28 protein-coding genes are annotated in these 24174 nt (G+C 46.1%); 7 read left to right on the forward strand and 21 right to left on the reverse strand.

Annotated features, from left to right (window positions below; translation table 11 throughout):
• Positions 1-44: 44 nt before the first annotated feature.
• The 4 genes from topA (at position 45) to CLV25_RS13050 (ending at position 5321) form a co-directional block, all read left to right on the forward strand.
• Positions 45-2459, forward strand: coding sequence for a type I DNA topoisomerase (gene topA / locus CLV25_RS13035; RefSeq protein ID WP_131840101.1), 2415 nt, complete (start codon positions 45-47; stop codon positions 2457-2459).
• Positions 2456-3577, forward strand: coding sequence for an arginase family protein (locus tag CLV25_RS13040; protein ID WP_131840102.1), 1122 nt, complete (start codon positions 2456-2458; stop codon positions 3575-3577). Before topA ends, CLV25_RS13040 begins: the two co-directional genes overlap by 4 nt.
• 111 nt (positions 3578-3688) lie before the next feature.
• On the forward strand, positions 3689-4633 hold the full coding sequence (locus CLV25_RS13045; protein ID WP_131840103.1) for a PorP/SprF family type IX secretion system membrane protein: 945 nt from the start codon (positions 3689-3691) through the stop codon (positions 4631-4633).
• A gap of 46 nt (positions 4634-4679) precedes the next feature.
• On the forward strand, positions 4680-5321 hold the full coding sequence (locus CLV25_RS13050) for a formylglycine-generating enzyme family protein (protein WP_131840104.1): 642 nt from the start codon (positions 4680-4682) through the stop codon (positions 5319-5321).
• Positions 5322-5431: 110 nt separating this feature from the next.
• Here the strand turns inward: CLV25_RS13050 and CLV25_RS13055 are convergent, their stop codons facing one another.
• From CLV25_RS13055 to CLV25_RS13155, 21 genes are all read right to left on the reverse strand, one after another.
• On the reverse strand, positions 5432-6244 hold the full coding sequence (locus CLV25_RS13055) for a DNA adenine methylase (RefSeq protein WP_131840105.1): 813 nt from the start codon (positions 6242-6244) through the stop codon (positions 5432-5434).
• A 179-nt stretch (positions 6245-6423) separates the two neighbouring features.
• Complete coding sequence (locus tag CLV25_RS13060; RefSeq protein WP_131840106.1) at positions 6424-6603, reverse strand: hypothetical protein; 180 nt, start codon at positions 6601-6603, stop codon at positions 6424-6426.
• A gap of 3 nt (positions 6604-6606) precedes the next feature.
• Positions 6607-8424, reverse strand: coding sequence for a hypothetical protein (locus CLV25_RS13065; RefSeq protein WP_131840107.1), 1818 nt, complete (start codon positions 8422-8424; stop codon positions 6607-6609).
• A gap of 20 nt (positions 8425-8444) precedes the next feature.
• Positions 8445-10229 (reverse strand): hypothetical protein, encoded by a 1785-nt coding sequence (locus tag CLV25_RS13070; RefSeq protein ID WP_131840108.1) that lies wholly within the window; start codon positions 10227-10229, stop codon positions 8445-8447.
• Between the two features lie 16 nt (positions 10230-10245).
• A complete protein-coding gene (locus tag CLV25_RS13075; protein WP_131840109.1) occupies positions 10246-11193 on the reverse strand; it encodes a tail fiber protein in 948 nt (315 codons plus the stop codon).
• A 1-nt stretch (position 11194) separates the two neighbouring features.
• Positions 11195-11686, reverse strand: a complete 492-nt coding sequence (locus CLV25_RS13080) for a hypothetical protein (RefSeq protein WP_131840110.1) — start codon at positions 11684-11686, stop codon at positions 11195-11197.
• Complete coding sequence (locus CLV25_RS13085) at positions 11676-12518, reverse strand: hypothetical protein (RefSeq protein WP_131840111.1); 843 nt, start codon at positions 12516-12518, stop codon at positions 11676-11678. Before CLV25_RS13085 ends, CLV25_RS13080 begins: the two co-directional genes overlap by 11 nt.
• Position 12519: 1 nt before the next feature.
• On the reverse strand, positions 12520-12813 hold the full coding sequence (locus CLV25_RS13090) for a hypothetical protein (RefSeq protein WP_131840112.1): 294 nt from the start codon (positions 12811-12813) through the stop codon (positions 12520-12522).
• Positions 12806-13099 carry a hypothetical protein gene (locus CLV25_RS13095; protein WP_131840113.1) on the reverse strand — a complete coding sequence of 98 codons (294 nt, stop codon included), beginning with the start codon at positions 13097-13099 and terminating at the stop codon, positions 12806-12808. The genes CLV25_RS13090 and CLV25_RS13095 overlap by 8 nt, the downstream gene beginning before the upstream one ends.
• The gene (locus CLV25_RS13100; protein ID WP_131840114.1) at positions 13099-13590 is read right to left on the reverse strand and encodes a hypothetical protein; all 492 of its coding nucleotides are present in this window, start codon (positions 13588-13590) and stop codon (positions 13099-13101) included. Before CLV25_RS13100 ends, CLV25_RS13095 begins: the two co-directional genes overlap by 1 nt.
• A gap of 2 nt (positions 13591-13592) precedes the next feature.
• The gene (locus CLV25_RS13105; protein WP_131840115.1) at positions 13593-14096 is read right to left on the reverse strand and encodes a glycoside hydrolase family 108 protein; all 504 of its coding nucleotides are present in this window, start codon (positions 14094-14096) and stop codon (positions 13593-13595) included.
• Between the two features lie 3 nt (positions 14097-14099).
• Entirely contained in the window at positions 14100-14648 is a 549-nt protein-coding gene (locus CLV25_RS13110; RefSeq protein WP_131840116.1) for a hypothetical protein, read from the reverse strand.
• Complete coding sequence (locus CLV25_RS13115; RefSeq protein ID WP_131840117.1) at positions 14648-15601, reverse strand: hypothetical protein; 954 nt, start codon at positions 15599-15601, stop codon at positions 14648-14650. Before CLV25_RS13115 ends, CLV25_RS13110 begins: the two co-directional genes overlap by 1 nt.
• A gap of 21 nt (positions 15602-15622) precedes the next feature.
• Complete coding sequence (locus CLV25_RS13120; protein WP_131840118.1) at positions 15623-16270, reverse strand: DUF6046 domain-containing protein; 648 nt, start codon at positions 16268-16270, stop codon at positions 15623-15625.
• A gap of 207 nt (positions 16271-16477) precedes the next feature.
• On the reverse strand, positions 16478-16834 hold the full coding sequence (locus CLV25_RS13125) for a hypothetical protein (protein ID WP_131840119.1): 357 nt from the start codon (positions 16832-16834) through the stop codon (positions 16478-16480).
• Between the two features lie 14 nt (positions 16835-16848).
• The gene (locus tag CLV25_RS13130; protein ID WP_131840120.1) at positions 16849-17265 is read right to left on the reverse strand and encodes a hypothetical protein; all 417 of its coding nucleotides are present in this window, start codon (positions 17263-17265) and stop codon (positions 16849-16851) included.
• Between the two features lie 2 nt (positions 17266-17267).
• Positions 17268-18533, reverse strand: coding sequence for a DUF2586 family protein (locus tag CLV25_RS13135; protein WP_131840121.1), 1266 nt, complete (start codon positions 18531-18533; stop codon positions 17268-17270).
• Complete coding sequence (locus tag CLV25_RS13140; RefSeq protein ID WP_131840122.1) at positions 18533-19081, reverse strand: hypothetical protein; 549 nt, start codon at positions 19079-19081, stop codon at positions 18533-18535. Before CLV25_RS13140 ends, CLV25_RS13135 begins: the two co-directional genes overlap by 1 nt.
• Positions 19078-19308 carry a hypothetical protein gene (locus CLV25_RS13145; RefSeq protein ID WP_131840123.1) on the reverse strand — a complete coding sequence of 77 codons (231 nt, stop codon included), beginning with the start codon at positions 19306-19308 and terminating at the stop codon, positions 19078-19080. Before CLV25_RS13145 ends, CLV25_RS13140 begins: the two co-directional genes overlap by 4 nt.
• 39 nt (positions 19309-19347) lie before the next feature.
• Positions 19348-20412, reverse strand: a complete 1065-nt coding sequence (locus CLV25_RS13150; RefSeq protein ID WP_131840124.1) for a hypothetical protein — start codon at positions 20410-20412, stop codon at positions 19348-19350.
• A gap of 23 nt (positions 20413-20435) precedes the next feature.
• Complete coding sequence (locus tag CLV25_RS13155; RefSeq protein ID WP_131840125.1) at positions 20436-21533, reverse strand: head maturation protease, ClpP-related; 1098 nt, start codon at positions 21531-21533, stop codon at positions 20436-20438.
• A 154-nt stretch (positions 21534-21687) separates the two neighbouring features.
• On the opposite strand from CLV25_RS13155, the gene CLV25_RS13160 reads away from it, so the two are divergent.
• Genes CLV25_RS13160 through CLV25_RS13170 form a run of 3 tightly spaced genes read left to right on the forward strand, consistent with a single transcriptional unit; the run spans position 21688 to position 24171 of the window.
• Complete coding sequence (locus tag CLV25_RS13160; RefSeq protein ID WP_131840126.1) at positions 21688-22185, forward strand: DUF1804 family protein; 498 nt, start codon at positions 21688-21690, stop codon at positions 22183-22185.
• A gap of 7 nt (positions 22186-22192) precedes the next feature.
• Positions 22193-23725, forward strand: a complete 1533-nt coding sequence (locus tag CLV25_RS13165) for a hypothetical protein (protein WP_131840127.1) — start codon at positions 22193-22195, stop codon at positions 23723-23725.
• 11 nt (positions 23726-23736) lie between these two features.
• Positions 23737-24171 carry a phage protein Gp36 family protein gene (locus CLV25_RS13170; protein ID WP_131840128.1) on the forward strand — a complete coding sequence of 145 codons (435 nt, stop codon included), beginning with the start codon at positions 23737-23739 and terminating at the stop codon, positions 24169-24171.
• Positions 24172-24174: the final 3 nt, after the last annotated feature.

Here is a 24174-nt window from a genome sequence, read left to right on the forward strand (position 1 = left end):
TTTTGCACCCAATTATTCAATGGTATTCTGTACAAAAGTTGATTATGCAAGAAAACCTCGTTATTGTCGAGTCGCCTGCGAAGGCAAAGACGATAGAAAAATTTTTGGGAGAAAGCTTTCTAGTAAAGTCGAGCTATGGTCACATCCGAGACCTATCGAAGAAGAATTTAGGCATCGACATCGAGCACAACTTCTTGCCGGAATACATCATTTCCGACGATAAGATTAAGGTTGTACAGGAGCTTCGAAGCTTAGTAAAAAAGGCGAAGACCGTTTGGCTAGCATCCGATGAAGACCGCGAGGGAGAAGCCATTGCATGGCACCTTGCGGAAGTGCTGGAACTCGATCCTACGCAAACCAAGCGCATCGTTTTCCACGAAATCACCAAAGAAGCCATACAGAATGCCATAAAGACTCCACGTACCGTAGACCTTAACCTTGTGAACGCCCAACAGGCTCGCCGAATCCTCGACCGCCTAGTGGGCTTTGAACTTTCTCCCCTTTTATGGAAGAAGGTTAAGCCATCGCTCTCGGCAGGTCGTGTGCAATCGGTAGCCGTTAGGCTAATCGTCGAGCGAGAGCGCGAGATCATGGCCTTCACCCAAACCTCAAACTTTAGGGTTACCGGTCAGTTCGAGCCCAACAACAAGGAGTACACGCTAAAAGCCGAACTCGACCGCCGCTTCGAGGAGAAGGAGCAGGCCCACAAGTTCCTTGAGCGCTGTATAGGTGCCAGCTTCTCCATATCCAATGTCGACAAGAAGCCGGGCAAGCGCTCTCCAGCAGCCCCCTTCACCACATCGACCCTACAGCAGGAGGCTGGCCGTAAGCTTGGCTACTCGGTAAGCCAAACCATGACCATCGCCCAAAAGCTTTACGAGGCCGGTCTTATCACCTACATGCGTACCGACTCGGTTAACCTTTCGGATACTGCCATCTCAGCAGCTGAAAAGGCAATTAAATCGATGTATGGCGCAGAGTACCACAACCACCGCCAGTACCGCACAAAAGCCAAAGGGGCACAGGAGGCACACGAGGCCATCCGTCCTACCTACATGGAAAACGCCACCGTTGAAGGTACACCCCAAGAGAGAAGGCTCTACGAGCTCATATGGAAGCGCACCATAGCCTCCCAAATGAGCGACGCCCTAACTGAAAAGACCACCATTACCATCGGTGCTCCATCCATAGAGGAAAAATTTGTTGCTGCTGGAGAAATCGTAAAATTCGACGGCTTTCTGAAAGTTTACAAGGAATCGGCTGATGACGAAAGTAACGAAGACGAAGCAGAAGTACTTCTACCTCCTATAAAAGTTGGAGAACATCAAAATACCAAGGAAATCAATGCTGTTCAACGTTTTGCACAACGCCCTCCACGCTACGCAGAATCGAGCCTAGTAAAAAAGATGGAGGAGCTTGGCATAGGCCGCCCATCAACCTATGCGCCAACCATATCTACCATAATTAATCGTGGATATGTAATTAAAGAGGATAGAGCAGGTTTCGAGCGCAACATTGAAACACTCACCCTCAAAAAGGATAAGATAACCGAAAAAGTCGCCAAGGAAAACTACGGCGCCGAAAAGGCAAAGCTCTTCCCTAGCGACATCGGAATGCTAGTAACCGATTTCCTATCGGAGCACTTCAGCAACATCATGAACTACGACTTCACGGCGAAAGTGGAGAAGGATTTCGACATCATCGCCGAAGGTAAGATAAAGTGGGAGGAGATGATCCGCAAATTCTACTCGCCTTTCCATAAGGATGTAGAGCTTACCATGGAGACATCGACTCCAACTAAAGGAGAGAAGGTACTCGGCGTTGATCCGAAAACGGGTAAAACCGTATCCGTTCGTATCGGAAGGTTTGGTCCTATCGCCCAGCTAGGTTCATCGGAAGAGGAACCTGTATATGCAGGCCTACAGAAAGGGCAGCTCATTGAGACCATCACTCTAGAGGAGGCTTTGAAGTTATTTGAGTTCCCAAGAAATTTAGGAGAATACGAAGGGAAGGCGGTTCAGGTTGGCATCGGACGATTTGGACCTTATGTAAAGCACGCCAGCAAGTACGTATCTATTCCCAAAACCGATTCTCCAAGTGAAATCAACCTCGAAAGAGCCATTGAGCTTATTGAGGCTAAACGCAAGGCCGACAGCGAAAAGGTCATCAAAACCTTTAATGAAGAGCCTGAACTACAAGTGCTAAACGGTCGATTTGGACCATACATTGCCTTTAATGGGGCTAACTATAAAATACCAAAAACGACAGATCCAAAAGCACTAACACTTGAGGATTGTCGTACCATTGTCGAATCGCAAGCAACAACAGTCAAGGCAAAGCCAAGAGCCAAAGCAACAGGCTCAAAAGCAACAACGGCCAAGGCTAAGGCTTCAACAACAAAAAAGGCATCCTCAAAAACAGCGGCTCCTAAAAAGACAACCACGAAGAAAACCAAATGATAGTTGCCGACCACTTAATACCATTAGCAGATAGCCTACGAAGCCAATTCGAAAAAGGTTCTGTTGCCGATAAAGCATACTTCTGTAACGGGAATGAGCCAATAGAGAGCATTCCAGCAGGATCAATCACGCTAATTTTTGCCGATCAAGCTGCTAACAACAAGTATGCAAGCGAGGTCCTTGCTTCATTGGGACGAATGTTTCCATCGTGGGGTGAGCTTAAATTGGTCGTACTTGGCAGCCTTATCATATCCGACAACAGCTGCTATAACAACTCCTCGTTTGCCGAAGTTGTTGAAAAATTGCTCAAATCGGGACTATACCCCATAGTAATTTCTAGCGAGCAAGCCTATGCCAAGGTTCTATGCGAAGTTTACAGTAAAATATCGCCTTTACAGCTAAGCTTTATTTCACCAGCACTAAGCAATTGCCTACCCAACGGTCTCCCAAATATTATTGGAATAGCGAAGGACCTTCAGATGGGCAAAAGCAACAGCATAGCCACGATTGCAACACAAGCCTACTATACCAATAGCACCTGCGATACAAGCATAAAAGGGACGTACAACCAGTGTGTCCGGCTAGGCGCCCTTCGGGCCTCAATGCAGCTAGCAGAACCGCTGCTCCGCGATTCCAACCTTCTTTTTATTGACTTAAATGCAGTTCGCCATTCGGATTTTGCCTCGACAACATCCCCTACACCAAACGGCCTATATGCCGAGGAAATTTGTAGGTTAATGCGCTATGCCGGATACTCCGACAACCTAAAGTCGATGTTTATTTGCGGCTTCGATACAGCAATGCTAACCAAAAACGAGGTAGACATCACTCTTTTAGCGCAAATGCTATGGCATACCCTAGAAGGGCTATCCTCCCGAAAAAATGAACTTCCTGGCCTAACATCCTTTTCATCGAAAGAATTTTACATAGATATAGGAGAACAAGACCCGGTAACGCTCAACTTTTTGCAGAGTCAAAATACGGGTAGATGGTGGCTATACGTGCCCATGTCCAACGAGTCAGGGCGCTGGGTAGCCTGTGATGCTGAGGACTACGAACGCGCAAAGCACCATGAGTTGCCTTACCGCTGGATCAGCCTTTACAACCTTATAGGTTAACAACATAAAACAGGGACTCCCATTTCTTTACATAAAATAAGACTTTGGCTATCTGTTAATTTGTTTAAAACTTGCTTTTTTATTTATATTTACCATCTAACTAGAAATTTTATGAAGAGCGAGATTCGTAAGATAAGTCTTGTTATAACACTATCACTTAGCTGGATTGGGCTGTTTGCTCAACAGGATTCTCAGTACTCAGCGTATATGTTTACCCCATATACGCTGAATCCTGCAGCAGTAGGTAGCGATAACTTGGCTCACGTCTATGGCGGTGCTCGCCTGCATCAAGTGGGGCTTGATGCTGAAGGAAGAAGAACATCTGCAGGATTTATTTTTCCATTTAACATATCAAAATTAAAAAATGGGTTTGGAATATTAGTTTCAGATGATAAATTTGCGTACAGTAAGAATTTGACAATTCGAGGGAATTACGCCCTCCAGTTTAAGTTGGATGATAAGGGAGTTAATAATTTGGGAATTGGGTTTGGGTTTGGAGTGTTAAACGGAGTATTCGACAACTCGTTAGCGAAGAATTCTACAACGAGTTTACCTTGGATAAATCCTGGTAAATATACTTCAACCTCAATAGACTTAGGAGTCGGCGTTTTTTTTACAAGTTCACGCTTTTACTGCGGGATTTCTGCCAACCATCTGAACAGTCCAAAGATTCCGTTAGACAATTTAACGTATACCCTAAAACAGACGTTCTACGTAACAGCTGGGTATATGATGCCAATTGCAGAATCAAGATTCTCCTTCTATCCATCCTTCTTGGTGCAAACCGAATTCGTGGCTACACAAGTAGCGCTTTCTGGAGTATTAGATTACAACCAGAAGTTTTGGTTTGGCGGATCGTATCGAATTGACGATGCAGCAACAGCTCTAGTTGGGTTTAAGTTGTTTAAAAGTTTACAGGTGGGCTATTCCTACGACTACCTTTTCTCCTCTTTGGGGAAGTACTCGGAAGGTTCCCATGAGTTTTTTCTTACCTACTCATTTTCATTGAAGAGGGATAAGACCCCTTCAAGGTATAAGAGTATCAGATTTTTGTAATTTGTGTGTGAAGAACAATAATATTGCCTTATAAAGTTGTACCAATATGAGAAGATGTTTCCAATTATGCGCCCTCATTGCTCTTTTGAGTAGTTGTGGCCCTAATGTAGGTGGAGAACTAGTCGGTGTTGAAGGAAGGAGTGCGACACCAGAAACGCCCCCTTTTGAGATGATATTCGTACCCGATGGCTCGTACACCCAAGGAGTCGGGGATGAAGACCTTGCCTATGGTCTGACAGCAACCACCAAAACAATTACAGTTGAGGGGTTTTGGATGGATCAAACAGAAATTACCAACAACAAGTACCGCCAATTCGTTAACTACGTTATCGATTCGATATCTAAAGTTATGCTGATCAATGGGGGTATGGATGAATTTGGAATCTCGGAAGATGAATTCGGAAACCCAATAGAGCCGCCAGTTATAAACAAACGCGCTCAAATTGACCCTCGCAGCGAGGATCAAAAAGAAATTCTAAAAGATCTTTACTATCAAGGCGACGAGATGTTCTACCGCCGTAAGGAAATTGACACCCGTAAACTTAACTACGAATACTTTTGGTACGACATACCTCAAGCTGCTAATAAGAAGAACCGGTACAACTTCGATAAGCAAAAGTACGAGGGTACAATTGTTAAAGCGGACGGGAAGGTTGAACCCATATATAATCGCCAAATCGAATTGTGAGCACTTTTAAAACGAATTGTAAAGAAAATATTTTTTCTATCTGAGATATGATAAAAGCGTGTAAAAAATTGAGTTTTACACGCTTTTTTATTGCTAACTATTTGGTAATCTTAATTATTATTACTATCTTTAAGTGTAATTGGATAGTTAGCGGTTAACATTTCTGTCTTACGCCTTCTTGTTGGTGTTGCTGAACCATTCCCCGCACTCAACGCTTTATCCACACTAACCGAATACCACCCGTTTTTGGCTACATATTCGTCTAATATTTCACTTGGATACGAGCTAAGAAGGAATTTTCCCTTCACTTTGCTCAAAGCGTCTAAATCGCGCTTAAAATGCTCATGGGTATATCCTCCATAATGTCCCTGGTTCGAATCGATGTAGGGTGGATCGACATAGAAGAACGTAGATTCAGTATCCCTGCTTTCAATAACCTTGTGCGCCTCGTTGCATTCAATTTGGGTATAGCGCATCCTGTCTGATAGTTCCTCCTGAAAGGCGTCTATCTTGTTTTGAATGGTTCTAGCCCGCTTCTCGCGATCGTAGCCCCATGTGCCAATTCTGCAGGAGAATCCTTGGTTGGTGACCACCCAGAAAGCCCACGCTCGCAAAACCGGATTATCCGGAAACAACCAGGGCGAATCGTAAATAATCATCGCCTTCTTGTAAGTCTCCCTGCTGTGTAGCGTAGCCTCTACCAGCTTCCTTAGATCAAAGTAGGAATGCTTTAGCACCTCGTAGAAGTTGACGATGTTCATATTTACGTCGTTCACTACCTCGCATTTCGCTGGTTCTTTTGCCCAGTAAACGGCTCCGCCGCCAAAAAAAGGTTCAACGTAAAGGTCATGCTCAGGTATTATTGGCAAAATGTGCTGGAGTAGTTGCTGCTTACCTCCGTAATAACTGATCGGTGTTTTCATGATTTAAAATGGTTTTAAATGGTATTTCAACTATATTTGTGGCCTACCACAGTTCATAAATAATACGCGAAGGTGCGGACACCCGATGACGACTTTTTGGGCCATCGGTGGGTGTTCGCACCTTCGCGTTATGAACTGTGGTAGGGGATTAATTGCGGGCCGATGGCCCTTCTTTTTTGCTATCCGCTGTAGCTATCCAAAGCGGAGCAATCTACGCCAAGCGCAGTAAGCATTAAGCGTATGTTTGGCAACGTATCGGCTATTACCGAATTGGCTGTGGCCGTATTAAACTCGCCATCTTCCTGAATGGAAACAACTCCAAACCTGTTGTACTCCACCCTGTACTTTTTACCGTCCATATTTTAGTAGTTAATTGTTACACGATACCTTAAGCTTGTGTCGGTCGAACTGTTCTTGCAGTTAACCATAAACCAAATCTTCTCCTTATCCGTCCACGCTGTATTCGTACCTGTGCCAGTGTAATCAAGACCATTCGCCAAGTTGTCGATTTGGGCTTCTGTCAAGTCATTCAGGTTTCCCGTGTAGGTTCCTAAGTTAGGTTGCTGATATATGCCAGTTAAAGAGGTATTGTCTGAATTACCTTGTACCGATATGGATGTCATGCCTCCAGCTGCTTTTAAACACGTGTTTCGGTTTGTGAATATTTTGCGGATAAAAAGGGGAATATTGGTGTATGAGCAATTAGATAGATTTACTTCATACTTATTGCCCCACAGCTGTATGTTCGCTAGATTGCCCGTAAAGTGTATAGAGTTGCTAAGTATGATTGAATTATACGTATTAGTATACCCTGCCCCATGAACCAGGGTGGTTATATCCATGTAAAGATTGGGCATATTCGACATTATTAACCCATAACCTACAATAGCGCTTATTATTTTTGAGCAGTCGGCTCCAGATATATCTCCAGTAAAATTTGGCAAACTAGTCCATTTAACATGGGGGCCGTTTAATAGCAGTTTTTTAATCGCATTAGCATTAGCAGTGATATCAATTCCCCCAAATACAGATGAGTGTAACATTGTGTTTTCCGGTATCGTACCAGTAATGCTACCGTCATTACTCCCGCAATCTATCTGTACCGTATAGGTTCTTATCTGACTAAACAACCAATCAAGATTGCCATAGCTCTTATTAACTCCGTAATACATCGGGTAATTGAATTTACTGATAGTTAAGTTTGTTATAACGGTATTACCAGCAAACACATCAAGTGGGATTTTAACGTATTTTGATTCATTCATCATTACGTACGCGTTCGAAAAAACCGTACACTTTTTTGCAAAATATGCAAATGATTGGTTAGTAGACAAATCAATCGTATCGTATTGCCCTTCACAACTCCAAAACGTTAAGTTTTTGAAATTGAAGTTGATTAGATTTCCGTGTGCAGATTTGCCTGGAACTGTTGCATTCAACCCTCTTTGTTGCCCAAATTCGGTCATAGTATCCGGTATAATTATATCATCTGTATTAGGGTAGTCTTTTAAAGTTCCTGACAAAACATAATAGCCCATTTGAGTGCATTTAGTATAGCCGCTTTTGACAAACCCACTCATATCTCCAGATGAATAAATGCTATTACTATACATAAATGCACATTCGCAATCTATAGGTAATATCACATCGTCATATTTGCCTATTGTAAAGTTTTGGAATGATGATGATATGTACATAAACTTACATCTTGGCCAAAAACTTTTGGCATCTGAAATATTGAGTGTATATGTGTTATAACCGCCATAAACATTCCTTAGAAATATTCGTTCTAACTTTAAAAGTTTTGGCAACACATTCCCGAAGTCGCCAGTAAAAGTGGCGTCATTCAAAGTAATGCTATATATATTTGTGAATTGAAGGAACCAACTAACGGAAGAATTGATCTTGTTAACTTGTCCATAACCTAAATAATATGCAAATAAAATTTCCTTAACATTCTCCTGATTCGTAATCACAATATTCCAATTACCTACAGATGAGTATAGTTTAGACGCTTGATATATTGATGATTGATTAGCCAAATTTAACAATGTCCCATCACCCCAATAAATTCTAATTGGGCCAGTAGTTGCTATCCCAATCGTTATTCTGTCTGTGTTTTCAATTTTCAGTACATTCACTTCATTATTTCCAAGAGGCTTTCCCCCTTCAGCAATCACATTCGACCCATTTCTAAGCACTAGCATATATACCCCTCCACAACTATCTTGAAAGTACCAGTCCCAATAATTGGCGTTGCAACATTCAACACCATGTTGGTGTTTGCTTCAATAAGAGATTTTCCCGCATTAGCAGTAAGCGTAATTGCGTTAGTACCGTTTGACAATGCATTTAGTGTTTGCGATGCGGCGATATCGTTCCACGTACCATTACAACCTACCGAAAGCGTTGGGTACTGCGTAACGGAAGCCAAGTTACGAGCAATAAGGGTAATGCTTTTTATTACGTAGAACATTCCCGCATAGGAGTCATTCAAAATTTGTATTTGACCTGCGGCAGTTAGGGTCACAGCCTTGCGAACAATAATAGGAATAGCAATAATGCTGCCATCGCTAACCACTGCCTCCATAACTAGACCTTTTGCCTCTTTTTGTCCAGGTTGGTTTGCTCCAATTGTCCATTCTGCAATAACATCAGCCTCTGCGGCTACCCCCTGCGAATTCCCAACAAGCGTCTTATTCTGCGCCAAAGCAACCATCGATGCAGGATGCGACGTAGGGTGTACGTAGTTGTTTGCCCCTTCGGCAATGCCCGTAAGCTTCGCGCGTTCGGCTGCGGTCATCAGCGTGTCGGTGCCATTTTTGTCCACCTTACTATTACCAAGCGCAGTGATCTGTGCTTGCAGCTTTCCTAGCGCACCTAAAACCGAATCGGTAGCGGTAATAGCCTGATTAACCAAAAACGAGATTCCCGTCAAAACAGCATTACGAACCCTACCTTCAGTAAAGTAGAGGTTGGTGGCACCTTCGGTAACGGAATCGGTAGTACCGGGACTCGCGGCTATGTTCACGTAAACAGAGCCCGACCATCGGTACTGCTTATTGTCATTCGTGGTAATGTAGATCTTCCCCGACTCACCTACAGCAGGCAGGGCGGCGAAGTTCGCGAACTCGAGCACATCATCAACGTAGGATGGCAGCAAAACAGCAGGAATATGGCCAGTTTCGTCTACCCCAGCAAAGCCATTGGGTTGATTCTTTTCCGATCTGGCTTGCAATCCGGACAAATCCTGATCGCCCGTGTTTACCCCCGATTGTTGGGCCAGTTTCTGTTTCTCTTCGGTGGTATAATCTTCAGTCGAAAGCTGCTTGCCGATCACCTTATCTACCTTATTGCCTAAAGATGTAGTAAGCGCATCGAGCAAATCCTTCAGCACCTTGCCTTGGTTTGCAGAAAGCGGCCTGTTGATATCTGTGCTAAGAAGGTTATCAACGATATCGGAGATGTTTACCTTATTGGTAGAAATCGAATCAATAACATCCTTGTTATTCTTGATAAACGTAACGATCTCCTGAACGGTGTCGAGGTTAACATCAGGTGAGGCTACAATTGCTTTTAGCGTTTGAATGCTTGCATATAGCTTAGCAAGCGTGTCACCCTCGGTTGCTACGCCATCCTTTAAAGCCGTTATGGCTGCTGCCGCATCCGCAATGGCCTGCTGGGCGGTTGCCTGTGCCGTAGCCGCATCCAATAGGGCTTGTTTGGCATCTCCTAGCGCACTCGATGCAGCACTACTTGCGCCATCTGCCTTAGTGCTGATAGCGGATACGCTTTGCGACAGCGTGTCAACCGCCGATTGCTCCGCCTTGCTATTTATTGCCTCGCTTAGCCCATCCACCGAGCCAACGGGAATCTTATCCTCACGGTGAAAGAACGAATCTAACCAATCGCCAAACTGCGACTCGGTGGGGTACATCCCTTTCTTAAACCAACTCTTAAGCTGCGATATGCTTCGTAGTGCCATTTTGCTCTATTTTAAGTTATCCCAAACGCATTATATAGGCCATCACGTAGTATGGAGGGCGGTTCTCGTGCGACTCGCCACCGCCAGCCTCTTTTGATTTGTAGTCGTATCCTCTAGACCAGTTTGAGTCGCCGTTGGTTGGGTAATCTGAAGTGCCGACCCTTTCGTAAACTGAAGAAACGCTATCATGTAATCGGTTCGCTAGAAATTGATGCCAGTGTTTTGCCAGTTGAGCAATTGTCAACGTTACACTCTTTAAGCCACCTTTTTTAGCAATAACATCATAGTCGACATCATTAGGGTCAAAGCCAACAACAAACCTGCTCCTTAAGTCTGGTAGGTTAAAGTAACCCTGCCCAACCGCACTGGGTGTGTGCAGCCTACCAATCTTGGCGTATAGCCCCGGATAATCGGTTGCCGAAAGCGTAGAACCGTCGCACAAGGCATAACCTGCAGGAATTGCTTCAGGCGTACAGTGTCCCGCCCAAATCTGCGCAATCCCCAATGGTGGAGGAGCAAGCAGCGCAATGGCCTCCTCCAGCGCCTTTGCCTTAGCCTCCAGCTCAACGTTAGTTTTTATCGACTTAAAGTCTGCCCAGGCAAACTTCTCGTTACCGGTTCCTGCACCCAGCGAACGGCGGGTATAGGCCGTTGGATAGGAGTTGCCCTGAGCATCCACCGATATTGATTCGGTTTTAACGTACATTCCTGCAGATACCGCTCCTCCCTCAAAGCGAAGAATCTCACCTTGCGGAAAAGCCTGAGTCCTGACAAATACGTAGCCCTCCGAGCGGTTAGCACCGCCATTGGTTAAGTCGCATCCGGCAAGGATTATCTTATCCCCGCCGATATTGCCGAGCATGGCAATCATGGCAACGTTGCCCTGTATGTAGTCCAGCGTTTCCGCATCGAGCGGAAAATCGCGGTTGCTTTGCGTAAGGTAGTTTCCTATAATTTTATCCATATTACACGTAGTTGATGGCGTAGCGCTTGCTTGCCAGTTTGTAGGTGTTTGTTATTGCCTTAAGGCGCGATTCGTCTATTCCCTTCAGATCGTATGGTAGGTTCACCATGAAGTCAAACCCGGTTGTTCCCGAAAACCCGCGTCGTGAAATCAACAGAGCACCCTCACCACGCCGCTTCAGCATCTTAAACTTGCTCTCCGATCGCTGGTAAATGAAAACTGCCGCACCCGAAATGTCACCATCGGTAACGGTGATCCGTCGGATTGTAGGATCAAAGGCGTCGTTAAGCACGGCGCGGAGGTAGCACGTTTGCCCGTTGTGGTAGAGGCGGTAGTTGGTTTCATCTCGGTACTGCATAAACGAGCGGTACAGGCTAACTACAGGAGATATCATGGCATTGGCAATGGCTACCAGCAGCGGCTTACGCAGCATCGTCGGTAGCACCATTAGCACTAGTTTCTTGTATGCAATATCGTAGATTCTACTGCTCATAAGGCTTCATGGTAAAGGTGGAACTCTTCAGTACGAAGTATCCAGCGGCAGGAACTTTCACAGCATCGATGGCCTCGGTGGTATCAACGCCAGCCTCCTTGCTCGACGATTCTCGCAGTTCTACCACCTTAACGCCATCAACCTTTTGCAGGGTATCCACCAAATCCATGTTGGTGTACATGCCGTTAAATGGTAGGTTTTCGATGTAGCCATTAACCGCATCGATGCAAGCATTCTGCACATTTTCGGGTAAGAGCATCGGGTTGTAGTAGATATCGCACGAAAGGTTGAACTCGTCCGGAGCAATGTTTACCAAGTTGATTCTTACGCCAGCATCCTTGATCTCCTGAATGTAGGAAACAAGCTGCGCCTCCACCTCCTTTGCCAGCGGGGCACGGGTGCCGTTGGTTTCCCCGGCCACCTTGATGGTAAGGATCGAAGCATCCTTATTCTCGGTAGCCACCGCATGCTTTACCACCTTAGCCGCTGCAATGTCGCTTTCGCTCATTGCCGAGGTGTCGTAGTAGTCCTTGTCCGGAACAAGCGTTTTATCCTTCATAAATGCAAGAACCTTGTCGCGGTACCACTTTGGGCGATGGGCTATAATCTCATCTATCCTAGTACTAACATCCGATCGAAATCGGTCGAACAACGTCTCCAATGTCCAAATACAAACGGCCACCGTGTAGAACAGGATGCTCTCAACGGACACCGTGCTGAAGGTTGCGCTAAAGTCATCGCCCACCTTAAAGCGGTAGATGGCTGCCGCCGATTCGTTGCCCATAAACTCCGCACAAATGGTGTTCTTTATTTCTGTTATGCTTCGTGCCATACTAGGATACAATAAAATCGATTTCTATGCCCATGAAGTTTATGCCGCCAACGGGATGCTGATTAATCTCATCAAGGGTCACCGCCGTTGCCGGAGTTACCCTATTTACGCTGTAGTATGATACCACCTTGCCATCCTTGGCATCGGGCATTACAAGCGAGGCTCCTGCATTCAGATCGTCGGTAACGCTAATGCCGTTAAGCGCGGCCATATCAAGAATGGACTCTACGCTTCCGCATTGCTGGATAGCAACATCTAAGATGCTTTGTCCTTGTTGTACTACTGCCTTATTCATAGTCAAGGTTAAGTTCTCCTGCAGGAGATAGGCTATATCGGTTAACCTTGTAGCCGTCTGCTTTTAGGTTAACCGATATCCTACGTTTTAATTCTTCAGATGCAGAGGTGCCGCTTTTCTTAATAAAATCAACCAGACCAACGCCAAGTGAGGGGGCGTGCTTAAACTCACCCTTCGAGGCCGAAATAAGCATACTCACATTCTGATCGTCGGTTTGCCCTATTACAATGCCTCCATTCTCAACCATCAGGTCCCCATCATCACCAAGCAGCACCCCCCGTCTCATCACTTCCTAGAGTTAAGAGCATTCAACATTCCTTGTTTATCATGGCTTCCCTGTGACGAACCAAAATAAAACGAGAAGATTTGCGTTACCACAGCCGATAGCACCCCAAGAATGTATATAACCACATCCTTTGTATTAGATGCTACAAGTTGTTTGTTAAGGAATAGCACCGCAAAAAACAGGATAAACGTTAGCGCCACGGTGCCAAGTGCCAGGTATGGACCTGTATTTTTCGAAAGGGCTGTAGCGTTTGCGCTGGTCTGTATAGCCGAAGCCGTGTCTCTCGCGCTTTTTGTATCGGCAAGTTCTGCCTCTCGCTCCTGTAGGTCTAGTTTGCGGTTTTCAAGTTGGAACTGCTGTTCCGCCTTGCGCATCTCGTTGTCAAGCGCCATGCGCTCTTTGTCAGTGGTAACTACCTTATCAAGGATGTTACCAATACCATCGGCTACTTTGCCAATACCTCCGGAAAAAAGATTTGATATGAAGCTCATGTTTATTCCCCCAATGCGCGGCACACCCAACCATAAAAATACTTTTTGGATGTTGGTCGCTTTTTACAGATTGATATATAGCGGGCAATTTTTGCAATGGTAAAATCGCTTAAGAAGTGATCCTCTTCAATACCCTCGATTGCCACTAACGTAGCGGGTCCAAGATTCCCGTCAGTAGGGACGTCAACAACCGCTTGCGCTAGCACAACAGAGATTTTAACCCCGGCGTTTATTGCAAAATCAAAGATCGATTCGGCTACAAGCTGCGACGTGATTTGGTCACCTCTTATTGGCTCCCAGTAGTTGTAGTGGTAGAATGACGCCACCAAGTCGGCTAACAACGGGTTGTTAAAGTCCCTTTTGTCAATTAGTGGCCAACCTTTCCATTGAGGGTTCATCTTTCTTGCAATCCCCTTGTAGGTTTCCCCACCTGGGTCATCGGGGTCGTTCACGTAGCCGCCCTCATTTCCGAGGACATGCTCCAAAGCCTTTCTAAAGTCTGCCATAATTTATCCTTTAAACAGTTTAGCAATGTTCGCTTTAATCGTTACCATCTGTGGCGAGTTTACAGGTATGCTGCTCGTTCCAAACGATCCAGTTACCGTAATTGCCGCCATTTGGTCTATAATGCTTTCAAGTATGCTCTTTAGACTATCGTCTTTCTTTATAGTTAACCCGGCTTTTTCAAGTGTAACCTCGCTGGATCCACACTTCGCCGATACCTTATCCTTATTCGCCACCATCTCGCTTTCACCTATCCTAACCGCCACCTCTTCAATATCCGTAGCGCTCAGCATAAATGCGTCGGTCGGTTGACCTTCAACTAGCGCCACTAAACACCTACTTCCCGGCGTCGGGAAAATGGTTGCAACATCATCCCCAGGCTCAAGCGTAGCCGTAAGCCTCACATCAAAGAGTTCGGGCAAATCGTCCCGCTCAACATCGCAGGTTCGCGCTGCCTTGTCCACCGATTTTACCGTACCTTCAGTAATGGTAATCGGTGTCGACTTTTCAATTATCTTGCGTACCGCCTGCTCAAATGCGCTTTCTGCACCCATTACACTTTAAAGCTTAGCTTGTTTTCTCGTTCAAACCCTACGGTTAAATCGTAGGTAATTGTTACCGACTCAATCAGGTAGTTACCCTCTCTGTCTGGCTCTTCCTTATCTACGATCTTAAGGGTGTCGCCTGCCTTTGTCCGGGGAGTTCCAAAGCCTGTTATGCTGCCTTGATAGCCATCAAAGCAAAGTTTCTTATACCAGTTCTCGGCAAAGGTTTTAAGTTCGCTCTCGCTCATGGTCGGCAACGATGTTTCGTAAACCGAACCTTCGCCCTCCTTTGCTCCAACCTCTACCTTTAGCGTTTTCCCGTTGCGCTGCTTGCTTGTAACCCTTACCCGTACCTTGTTATCCTCAGCACGTTTGTACTTCAGGTTACTTTTCTTTACGGTTGGGGTGTAAAAGGTATAGGTGTGCATTTGCCCTGTACCTTTTATGTCGTATGGAAATTGGCAGGTTAAGGTTTTACCCCTTACTATTGTGTAAAGACCGTAGGTGTTTTGGATATCCATTAGCACCCGAAAGGCGCTAACGTTGGCTATTTGGAAAGCACCGAGATTTACACCCGGACAATTCACCTCATAACCAGGAGCAATAAATTGGAGAAGTTCTTTCAGCGTTACGCTCTTCCAAGCCTTTTTAAAGTTCGTACGCTTAAGCGGGTATAGGTCATCGTCAATGTACAGTACAAGAGGAGCCTCGCTTTCAATTTCGCGGATGTACCCGGTAAACTCCTTTTCAAGTTTCCCGTCGTAACCGAGCCAAATAGTTACGGGGTCGCCTGTTTTTATGAGTTCGAGCACGCTCTTACCGTTCAGTTTGGCATAGTTACGGGGCAGCGTTACGGTTGCTTTGCCGCCTAGTTCCTTTACGCTCTCCTCAATCACTATCGATCGAAAGTTTATAAAGGTTAGCGCTCCAGCCTCAATTTTAGCACAAGGTTCCAGGTACATTGCAATTGTTTTGAAATGGCATTATAATCCGGTTGCAATTAGTTCCAACGGCGAGGTCATAGTCGCATCCACGCTAAACTTTACTGTGTCGGCATAACCTTCCACAAACGAAACTTCAAAGCCGTCCTCAAAGAAAATCTCGGAAATTCCAAGGTCTTGGAAAATTGTCCCAGTTACCTTAAATGTGCCGGGCTCTTCAAACATGCGGTTAGCCTCTTGTACCAGTTCGCTTGGATAGCCGTGGTTCTCCATATCAATTAAAATACCTTGTATCTTAATGGTGTATGGTTTAAGACCGAAGTACTCAATTACCTCAATCTCGCTACGGTCAATGGCCGTTTTTACCACATTCTTCCCCCTGCTAAACGATACCATAAGTGGTGGCGCCAGAAACTTCTTTCCAACGCCGTATTCCCCCGGCGTTCCAAACTTGTAAACCCTGCCGCTTTTCGAATTCTCAAATTCTACATTGGCAAAGCTGATATCCCCAACCTCAAAGAGCGGTATTTCTTTATTTCCACTACCGGAGTATTCAACATCCGAGTACTGGTGCAGCTTAACCAAGTTCGCCCACACCCTATTGGCAACTACCTTTGCCACATTCCCGGCAACGTAGCCAAAGCTGTACTGGTAGCGGGCAAGTATGCTGTTAATGCTGATCCTGTTCATTTTTGAATTTTGCTCCTAGTAATCCTGTTGCGGCAATCCATTGAATCTGCCTATACTTCTCCATCCAAGTCTCGTCATCCAGCCTTTCCGGAAAGGGGATATGCAGATAAAACGATATCAGCGCATTTCCCCTCCGGATAAAGTTGGCACTCTCTCTAGTGCGGCTATCCTCGTCATCGACGATGTCGATAGTAGGATAGCCTTCTACTAGTTTTTTATGATGGCCTTTCTTACAGGGAGAAGCTGGGTAATGCCATCAAATGCGGCGTAGAATAGCCCATCGTCCGACTTTACTTGCTCCTTCGACGTTAGCAGGCACGAGTTGATTAGTATCTCTTTAGCCTTGTTAGGGTCACGATCCAACCACTTTTCGAATTCTCCAACGGCTTTTCTTGATGGAACCGTAGCAACTACATCTAAGAATTCGTTGCCATCGTCATCTTTCGGAAGAGCGATTATCTTTACCTTATCTTCGCCGTACTTTTCTTTCCAAGCGCTCATCATTTCTTCCGTAACGCCTTCAGGTAGTTTCACCTCTTTTGCTTTATCCTTTTGTTGTGCCATTTTAGAAAGTGCCTTTAAATGTTGTTGTAATCGATATCAAGAATAAACAGCGTGTACTGTTTTTTTAAATCCATGTCTCCGCCTACTTCACGGCCTTGACTCTGGAACTTGGCAAGAATGGTATCGTTAATGATGTCATTATCATCGTTAACGTAGGTAACGTTAATTGGGAATGGCTTAATGTTCAGTATCGAACCTCCAGCAGCCTTTTCCATTGCGCTGGCCGATGCAAGCCTAATGGTAATATCTCCTGTGTGAGACACCTTACCCATGCTAAACGAGGTTTGCCTATTGCTCCCCAACGAGTGGTTTGGTTGGTGCTCCTGCTCGGTGCTGTAGTTAATGCCGGTAACCTCCCAATCAATTCTACCAAATAGTGCAATCTGAACATCACCGCTATCGTAGGCTTTGCCATTATTCATTATTCTCATGGCTAGATCGAAGTTTTAAGGTTAATGGTTGCCTTAATCTTATCAATCGAGGCGGTTGGAACAACGGTAAACGATACCAGCAATTCCTTGTTTCCGCTCAACAGGTTAGAGTTCGGATCAACGGTTGTTGCTCCGTCGGTGATCTCCCCGGCCTTAGCCATCTTTTCAAATGCCTCGTCGCCGATATTTTCAAAGTACTTTACAACACCTTTTGGAAGTAATCCTGTCTTAGAATCAACGGGAACCTGCGATTTGATCTTAGGTAGCAGCTTTGCACGAAGCATGCGGCTTGCCTTGTTGATGGTAGCCCCATGTCCAATGGTCGAAATCGACATATAGCCGTTATCGTCCACCGTTGCAGGTGCACATACGTGATCACCGTTCCATCTAACGCCCGAAACGCCCGTGTAGGTTACGCCAAACACGTAGCCCTTGGTGTCAAAGTCGCCCAGGTCGGCATCCATCTCAAGCAGCGTCTTGTGGTTCGACAATCCCGCATTTAGCCAAACACCCTTTACGGCATCGCTAATGTTAAGCGTTTCCACCTCGCCAATGTTCCTATTCACGCTTATGGATGCCTTTGTTCCGAGTAGGGTACCTACATCCGCAAACTTTTGCCCAATGGCATCCTGCGTTGCGGCGTAGTCGTAATCCTGTCCAACGCAAAGCGTAACATGTGTAGCCTTTAGGATGTCTACACCTACCGTAATACCTCTTAGGTTAAGCGCGGTGGCTCCAGTTGCCGAAAGCCCTCGACCTTCAAGGAAAATAGACACGGGTCTATCGGTGTTCCAACTCCAATCGTGTAGGGATTGCGCTGGGGCAATAGCCTCACGCACCTTGTCCTCTATGCCATCTAGCGCTACAGGTGCGTAACCTGTCGTAGGATTAAATGCTACTCCGATATAAAAGATCGATCCAGCCGATGCCACAATTAACGCCTGCCCGTACTCCTCAATCAGATTCTTCATGGTCTTAGCCACTGCGCCAACAACAAAGTATAGCTTAGTGCCTTCAGGTGCCATGCGGTAGAACTCCGAAATGTGGCGATGTACCCTCACCTTGTTGGTGCTATCGTAGGCAGCGGTAATACCCATCGCCTCGGCATCTTTCAGCTTGGTGATGCTATAAACCGTTCCGTTTACAACACCGGTAACATCACCCGCTGCGGCAACGGCCGGACCGTTAAGCAGCAATCCGCAAATGTTATCGGTAATAGTCGACGATGCTCCTGGTACTCCCTTCGATATATCTACTGGTCGTAACATTACTCAACAGATTTAATAAGCATTTCAAGCGTCTCGCGTCTAAGACATTTTACCTTGTCCTTTGCACCCTTTTCCGATAGGTGGGCAAGGTTGTCGTTGGTGAAGAATTCACCCTTCGAGTTTTCAAAGAGTACATCCACCTTGTTTGCATCCATCATTTCAACAATGGTCTTAGCAGCATCTGCAGCCTTTTTTTGCTGGGTCGATGGTTTTGGTTTAGGAGCGTCCGCCTCTTCCTTCTTTTTGTCTTTCGAAGGGGCCTTTTCTTCTTTTCCACTCTCTGGTTTGCCTGCGGACGCTCCTTTTCCTTCGCCCGTTTGGGCATTAGCTTCAGTACTGCTATTGCTAGCGGCACCTTCTTCAGGGTTTTTATTCGTTTCCTCACCGCTTACGTGTTCCCCAATCGTTCCCCGAGCGGAGTCGAGGGGAGAAGTCGAGGGGGACGGGGTGGGCTCGGGGGATGTTGCTCCCTCGCCGTTAAGCGGTGCCTTATCCTTTTCTTCAAGTAGGTTTCCCTTACCTTCAGTATCGTTTTTTGCCTTTGTCATAACCAAAACTTTAAAAGGTTGATGATTATTGTCAGTATTACCGAGCCAACACCCCAAGCCGCTGCAATTGTCTGCTGGCGGGTCTCCAACTTGGTAACCCTAGTATGTAGCTCAATGTAATCCCCCGAAAGTTTGTCCATCTTTTGGTTCATAGTTTCTTGGCGATCTGCTACGAGTATCAGCAATTCTCTTTGCGATAGGTTGTTTTTATCAACTGCCTGGTTCATTGTTGGCTCGGTAATTTCAAATTATTATTTTCAGTACGCTTACACGCTTGCCGAGATAATCGCTCCACGTGCCTCTTCTCTTGTTGGCATCACAATAAAGTTGTGGCGGAAGTTAACCTCGTTTTGCTGTGTACGTGGGTTGGTTGCGGCCTCTGCATAGTACATCTTAGTCCATCCTGTTGCCTTTGCTGCACGCTCAAGGCTAAAGAACACCGATGCCTGCCTATCACCTACCGCAGGGGTTGCGCCAAACGACTTTTTAGCCTTGGTTGCTACCGTATAGTAAGGCATGTTTACGTAGTTGTAGAACTCAAACCCGTAACGGTTGTAAAGTGTACCGTTAGCAGAGTAGAACTGATCCCTAAACTTTTCATCCGATTCCAAAAGGTCGTTCAGGTGATCGTTATTGAGAACAAGCCTACGTCCTTCGGCTGGCACCTGTAGCGCGTCTAGCTTACGCTTTAGAATTAGTAGGTCTGCCCACACTAGTTTCTTTCTTCCCGTACCATCATCAGCACCAGTAGTAAGAATTACAGGCATCTTTTCGGTGTCTCCGCTTGGCGCTAGTGCGTGGATGGCCTTTGCAATCTTCGACTTGGCTATAGCCGATGCATGGCGATCCTTTACGGTTTGAATCTTTTTGTATGATAATGCGTAAAGTTCATCGTCGGTAACTGGAGTAACCTTCGTTTGGTACTTATCCAAGGTAATAACAACATCCTCCTGATCTAAGGTTTGTAATGGAATAGGATAGGTCGTGTTATTAATCAGCACGTCCGGTTCAACGCCCATATAAACAAGGTGAATTGCCTGCGCCTCATCGCCTACGGCGCTTACATATTTGTCGTAGTTGGCAATTCCATCGAGGAACGTGGCATTCTCCGCCGTACTCAAGGCATTTATTACTTCTCCCGTCCAAACTTCCTTATAAACGGTAGCCATAGAAAAACCTCCGGTCAACCCGGTTGGAATAAACGAGGCAACGGTAAATGCCCCAATGGTTGGCAACACGGGTAATGAGGCAGCGACTGCAACGCTGCCGCCCATTACCGTGCTAACCAAAATCGACAATAAAACGGATGCAAATAGCTTAAATGCTTTCATTGTATTAACGGTAAAAATTGATACTAGATTTCGGGCTCTGTGCCATACTTAGCCTTAAAGATGGCCTTAAAGGTCTCCGGGTCGTTCTTTGGCATTGCCTCCAATTCGGCAGGTGCCTTGGCTTGGTAATCGTCAAAAGTCCAATCCTTACGATCGTCCTTTGGCTTACCATCACCACCCTTACCACCTTGAATATGGCCAGCGATTGGCTCGTAAGGCTTCATATCACCAAATACTGCGGTTAGCTCGGCTACGCCTAACTTTTCGCCACGAGCAACGTAACTATCCTTTTGCTCCTTGGTGATTTTCTTATCGGCAATAGCCTGGTCTACTACAGCCACAATTGCGGCGGTGGTTGCTTCCTTAGCGGCATTCGCCGACGCATTAATCTTAGCATCTACAGCGGCCAATACCTCTTCGTCGGTACTCTGTGCCGTTACCGTAGTAAGGCCGTACCTTTTGATAAGATCATCCTTGTTCATTTCACTTTTTGGAATTTGTGATTCAGTTTCTAGGCATGCAGTAAACTTCTGGTAAACCGCCTCGGCACCCAAAGTCTTAACTTCATCCATCGTTATCGGCGCTACTATACCCTTCGCGTCAAACTTGTCATCTGCCAACTTTAAGGCAATGGCCTCATCAGCATCAAACCAGTAGTCGGTACCATCTAACCAGGCGTTAACCTCCTGTTCTGTTTTTCCGGTACGGGCAACAAGCTTTGCGCTAAAGTTCTTTCCCATCGATCTTAGGAGTTTAGCCGATTGCTCAAGGTCCTTCGCTGTACCGCTAGCACCGCCTCTAGGCGCATGTATCATTAGGTAGCCATTCTCCGCAATATGAATGCGAGTCCCGGCCATAATGATTATGGCACCCATCGAGGCAGCAATACCATCAATATAGATATCTACCTCTCCCTTAAATGATGAAATAAAGTTGTAGATAAGGTTCCCGTCGAATACGGTTCCCCCGTAGGTGTGGATATGGAAGTCAAGTTTCGAGAAGCCCGATTTGGTAATATCTTCTAAAGCGGCATTAACGGCCCTAAAGTCTAGGTAGTAACCCCCAACATATCCGTAGATCGTTAAAACTGCCTTGTCCGATTGTTTTTCAAGCTTAAACATGCCTTCGTGTTTTTTGATTTCGAAAACAAGTTTAGCCCCATTTGCAACCCTTCGCAAATAGTTGTGCAACAGTTGCAACGATTACTGCAACCCTTGCATAACTATTAGGCAACACCCCCGCCAATAAGCCATATTTGCTACAAAAGCGCATAATATGGCCAAAGAGAAAGAGCAAAAACTGGCTAGAATTCTATTTGTCGAGCAAAACAAGTCTGCCAAGCAAATTGCCGAAATGTTGAACGTTACGGAGGCTACGCTATCTAAATGGGTAGCAAAAGGTCGATGGAAAGACCTGCGTTCCGCTAAGCTATCGTCCCCAGGTGTTCGAACCGAAAATATCCGTCAAATTATCAATCAACTTACTGACGACCGCATAACATATGCAATGGAGCTCAAAGAGGCCGAACACGAAAAGGACGCAAAACGGGTTGGTGAATTACAGATTCAAATTGCTCGTGTTGATGATGCTGTCAGCAAGTGGAACAAAACGCTCAGTAACATAGATAAGGATAGCAAAATATCCCTATCGGTTTACCTACAGGTCATGGAAATGATTTTCGAGGGTTTGCGAGCCCACGACGAGGCGCTTTACCTAAAGACGCTCGACTTTCAGGACGTTCACCTGAACGACGTTTCACTTCGATTTAAATAGCGTAGCAATGCAGTTTCAAGACAAGCAAGCCCTCGAACGCTACCGCGAAAAACTTGAAATGATTCGCCGGGGCTCTTCCTTTAACCCTAACGAAACTAAGCAGCAGCAGCGCGAGCGTATCGAACGCGCAAAAAAGGACTATGGCTTTTTCGTAAGCAAGTATTTTCCCCACTATGCCGATGCCGAAAGCGCCGACTTTCACATCAACCTGGCTAACCGCGTTAAGCGTAATAAGGTAATCCGTGCGTTGGTTCGCTGGGGGCGTGGTTTGGCTAAATCTGTTCACTGCGATATCATTATACCTATTTGGCTTTGGATAAATGGGGAATCCATATATGAGTTGGTTGTTGGCAATAGCTACGATAAGGCCGAGATACTTCTTTCCGACGTGCAGGCAGAATTCGAGGCTAACCCGCTGCTCATTCACGACTTTGGCGAGCAAAAGCTAAACGGCTGCTGGGAGGGTGGCGATTTTCAAACTCGCGATGGCCGCTTCATTGGTAAGGCTCTCGGTATGGGCCAAAGCCCCCGTGGGCTTCGCGTTGGCTCCCGACGTCCTAACTACATAGTTGCCGATGATTTGGAAGATAAGGATACCTCTAAAAATCCTAAACGACAGGACGAAGTGGTAGACTGGATCGAACGCGACCTTATTCCTACAATGGATGGCGAGGTTCGCCGTTACCTTCATCCTAACAACGACCCTTGGCCTCGATCAATCCAAAACCAGCTAGAAGCAAAACACCCTAACTGGCACCTTGATCTTATTAAGGCTTACGACCCTATTACCTATAAGCCCGCTTGGCATCAAAAATATTCCGACACCTATTATAAGGATGTGGAGGAGGATATTGGCAAAATTGCCGCCCTTGCCGAGTACAATCACGAGCCTCACATTAAGGGTAAAATCTTTACCGACGATCAAATCCAGTGGGGTAAGGCTCCGCGCATCGACCACTTCCAAATAATCGTTGGCCATTGGGACCCCGCCTATTCGGGGCACTCCGACTATAATGCCGTCAAAGTTTGGGGGCTTTATGTCCGTCAATTTTGGCATCTAAAAGCCTTCTTACGTCGCTGCAAAATGGTCGATGCCATCCGCTTTATGTACGACTACGAGGAGGAGCTAAAGTACCGTTGCGAAAAGCCAATTATCGTCCATTGGCGGGTCGAAAGCCAATTTTGGAACGATCCCGTTCGTGCCGCCCTGCAGGAGGTCGAAAAGGAAAAGGGGCGACCGCTTAACATCATCGTTAAGGATAGGCCAACTGGCAATAAGTACGATCGTATTCTCACCCTTCAACCGTACTACCAAAACGGTAGACCATACTACGACGAGCGCGAGAAGGGTAACAACGATATGCAGCTGGGCATTGCCCAGCTAAAGGGCATCGAGCCGGGCTATAAAACCCACGACGACGGTCCCGATGCCGACCAGCAGGCCATCGAGGAGCTTGCCAACTACTTACAGCAGGACGCCTTCGAGCCTCGAATTGTCCGCGCTTCCGATATCCGGGGGCATTCACGTAACCGCTATTAAAATTACCGTATATGAGATTCTTAAACGATTCCGACTATGCCGTTCAGCTGCGCGACGAAATAGCGCTTATCATCGACCCTACAACCGAGCGCAGCAAGCTAATCCGCGCCGAGGATATGGCCATAGCCCAAATAAAGAACTTTCTCGGGGGCAAGTACGATGTCTCCAAAATCTTCACCCCGGTTGCCGACGGTGCCGACGATACCCGCGATGCCTACATCGTAATGATAACCATCGACCTCGCCCTTTATCACCTCTGGAGCAAGGAGGGCGGCAATAATATTCCTAAAACCCGTGAGCTTCGCTACTCCGATGCCCTCGAATGGCTTAAAGCCGTTCAGTACGATCACTCCGCCAACCTCCCGCTAATCACCAACGAGAGCGGCGAAACCGCAAGCGACATTCGCCTTTGGTCGCGTCGATCATTAAGCGATAACCAATACTAAAAG

Source organism: Acetobacteroides hydrogenigenes (assembly GCF_004340205.1).
GTDB lineage: Bacteria > Bacteroidota > Bacteroidia > Bacteroidales > ZOR0009 > Acetobacteroides > Acetobacteroides hydrogenigenes.

What these genes read in the sequence shown, in the direction of transcription:
- CLV25_RS13095 (WP_131840113.1), bottom strand. Translation starts at nt 13,099, where the DNA reads ATGAGACGGGGGGTGCTGCTTGGTGATGATGGGGACCTGATGGTTGAG.
- CLV25_RS13145 (WP_131840123.1), bottom strand. Translation starts at nt 19,308, where the DNA reads ATGAACCAGGCAGTTGATAAAAACAACCTATCGCAAAGAGAATTGCTG.
- topA (WP_131840101.1), top strand. Translation starts at nt 45, where the DNA reads ATGCAAGAAAACCTCGTTATTGTCGAGTCGCCTGCGAAGGCAAAGACG.
- CLV25_RS13135 (WP_131840121.1), bottom strand. Translation starts at nt 18,533, where the DNA reads ATGTTACGACCAGTAGATATATCGAAGGGAGTACCAGGAGCATCGTCG.
- CLV25_RS13160 (WP_131840126.1), top strand. Translation starts at nt 21,688, where the DNA reads ATGGCCAAAGAGAAAGAGCAAAAACTGGCTAGAATTCTATTTGTCGAG.
- CLV25_RS13050 (WP_131840104.1), top strand. Translation starts at nt 4,680, where the DNA reads ATGAGAAGATGTTTCCAATTATGCGCCCTCATTGCTCTTTTGAGTAGT.
- CLV25_RS13140 (WP_131840122.1), bottom strand. Translation starts at nt 19,081, where the DNA reads ATGACAAAGGCAAAAAACGATACTGAAGGTAAGGGAAACCTACTTGAA.
- CLV25_RS13130 (WP_131840120.1), bottom strand. Translation starts at nt 17,265, where the DNA reads ATGAGAATAATGAATAATGGCAAAGCCTACGATAGCGGTGATGTTCAG.
- CLV25_RS13070 (WP_131840108.1), bottom strand. Translation starts at nt 10,229, where the DNA reads ATGGCACTACGAAGCATATCGCAGCTTAAGAGTTGGTTTAAGAAAGGG.
- CLV25_RS13090 (WP_131840112.1), bottom strand. Translation starts at nt 12,813, where the DNA reads ATGAATAAGGCAGTAGTACAACAAGGACAAAGCATCTTAGATGTTGCT.
- CLV25_RS13170 (WP_131840128.1), top strand. Translation starts at nt 23,737, where the DNA reads ATGAGATTCTTAAACGATTCCGACTATGCCGTTCAGCTGCGCGACGAA.
- CLV25_RS13060 (WP_131840106.1), bottom strand. Translation starts at nt 6,603, where the DNA reads ATGGACGGTAAAAAGTACAGGGTGGAGTACAACAGGTTTGGAGTTGTT.
- CLV25_RS13150 (WP_131840124.1), bottom strand. Translation starts at nt 20,412, where the DNA reads ATGAAAGCATTTAAGCTATTTGCATCCGTTTTATTGTCGATTTTGGTT.
- CLV25_RS13105 (WP_131840115.1), bottom strand. Translation starts at nt 14,096, where the DNA reads ATGGCAGACTTTAGAAAGGCTTTGGAGCATGTCCTCGGAAATGAGGGC.
- CLV25_RS13165 (WP_131840127.1), top strand. Translation starts at nt 22,193, where the DNA reads ATGCAGTTTCAAGACAAGCAAGCCCTCGAACGCTACCGCGAAAAACTT.
- CLV25_RS13125 (WP_131840119.1), bottom strand. Translation starts at nt 16,834, where the DNA reads ATGGCACAACAAAAGGATAAAGCAAAAGAGGTGAAACTACCTGAAGGC.
- CLV25_RS13055 (WP_131840105.1), bottom strand. Translation starts at nt 6,244, where the DNA reads ATGAAAACACCGATCAGTTATTACGGAGGTAAGCAGCAACTACTCCAG.
- CLV25_RS13085 (WP_131840111.1), bottom strand. Translation starts at nt 12,518, where the DNA reads ATGGCACGAAGCATAACAGAAATAAAGAACACCATTTGTGCGGAGTTT.
- CLV25_RS13110 (WP_131840116.1), bottom strand. Translation starts at nt 14,648, where the DNA reads ATGGGTGCAGAAAGCGCATTTGAGCAGGCGGTACGCAAGATAATTGAA.
- CLV25_RS13120 (WP_131840118.1), bottom strand. Translation starts at nt 16,270, where the DNA reads ATGAACAGGATCAGCATTAACAGCATACTTGCCCGCTACCAGTACAGC.
- CLV25_RS13115 (WP_131840117.1), bottom strand. Translation starts at nt 15,601, where the DNA reads ATGTACCTGGAACCTTGTGCTAAAATTGAGGCTGGAGCGCTAACCTTT.
- CLV25_RS13080 (WP_131840110.1), bottom strand. Translation starts at nt 11,686, where the DNA reads ATGAGCAGTAGAATCTACGATATTGCATACAAGAAACTAGTGCTAATG.
- CLV25_RS13045 (WP_131840103.1), top strand. Translation starts at nt 3,689, where the DNA reads ATGAAGAGCGAGATTCGTAAGATAAGTCTTGTTATAACACTATCACTT.
- CLV25_RS13155 (WP_131840125.1), bottom strand. Translation starts at nt 21,533, where the DNA reads ATGTTTAAGCTTGAAAAACAATCGGACAAGGCAGTTTTAACGATCTAC.
- CLV25_RS13075 (WP_131840109.1), bottom strand. Translation starts at nt 11,193, where the DNA reads ATGGATAAAATTATAGGAAACTACCTTACGCAAAGCAACCGCGATTTT.
- CLV25_RS13100 (WP_131840114.1), bottom strand. Translation starts at nt 13,590, where the DNA reads ATGAGCTTCATATCAAATCTTTTTTCCGGAGGTATTGGCAAAGTAGCC.
- CLV25_RS13040 (WP_131840102.1), top strand. Translation starts at nt 2,456, where the DNA reads ATGATAGTTGCCGACCACTTAATACCATTAGCAGATAGCCTACGAAGC.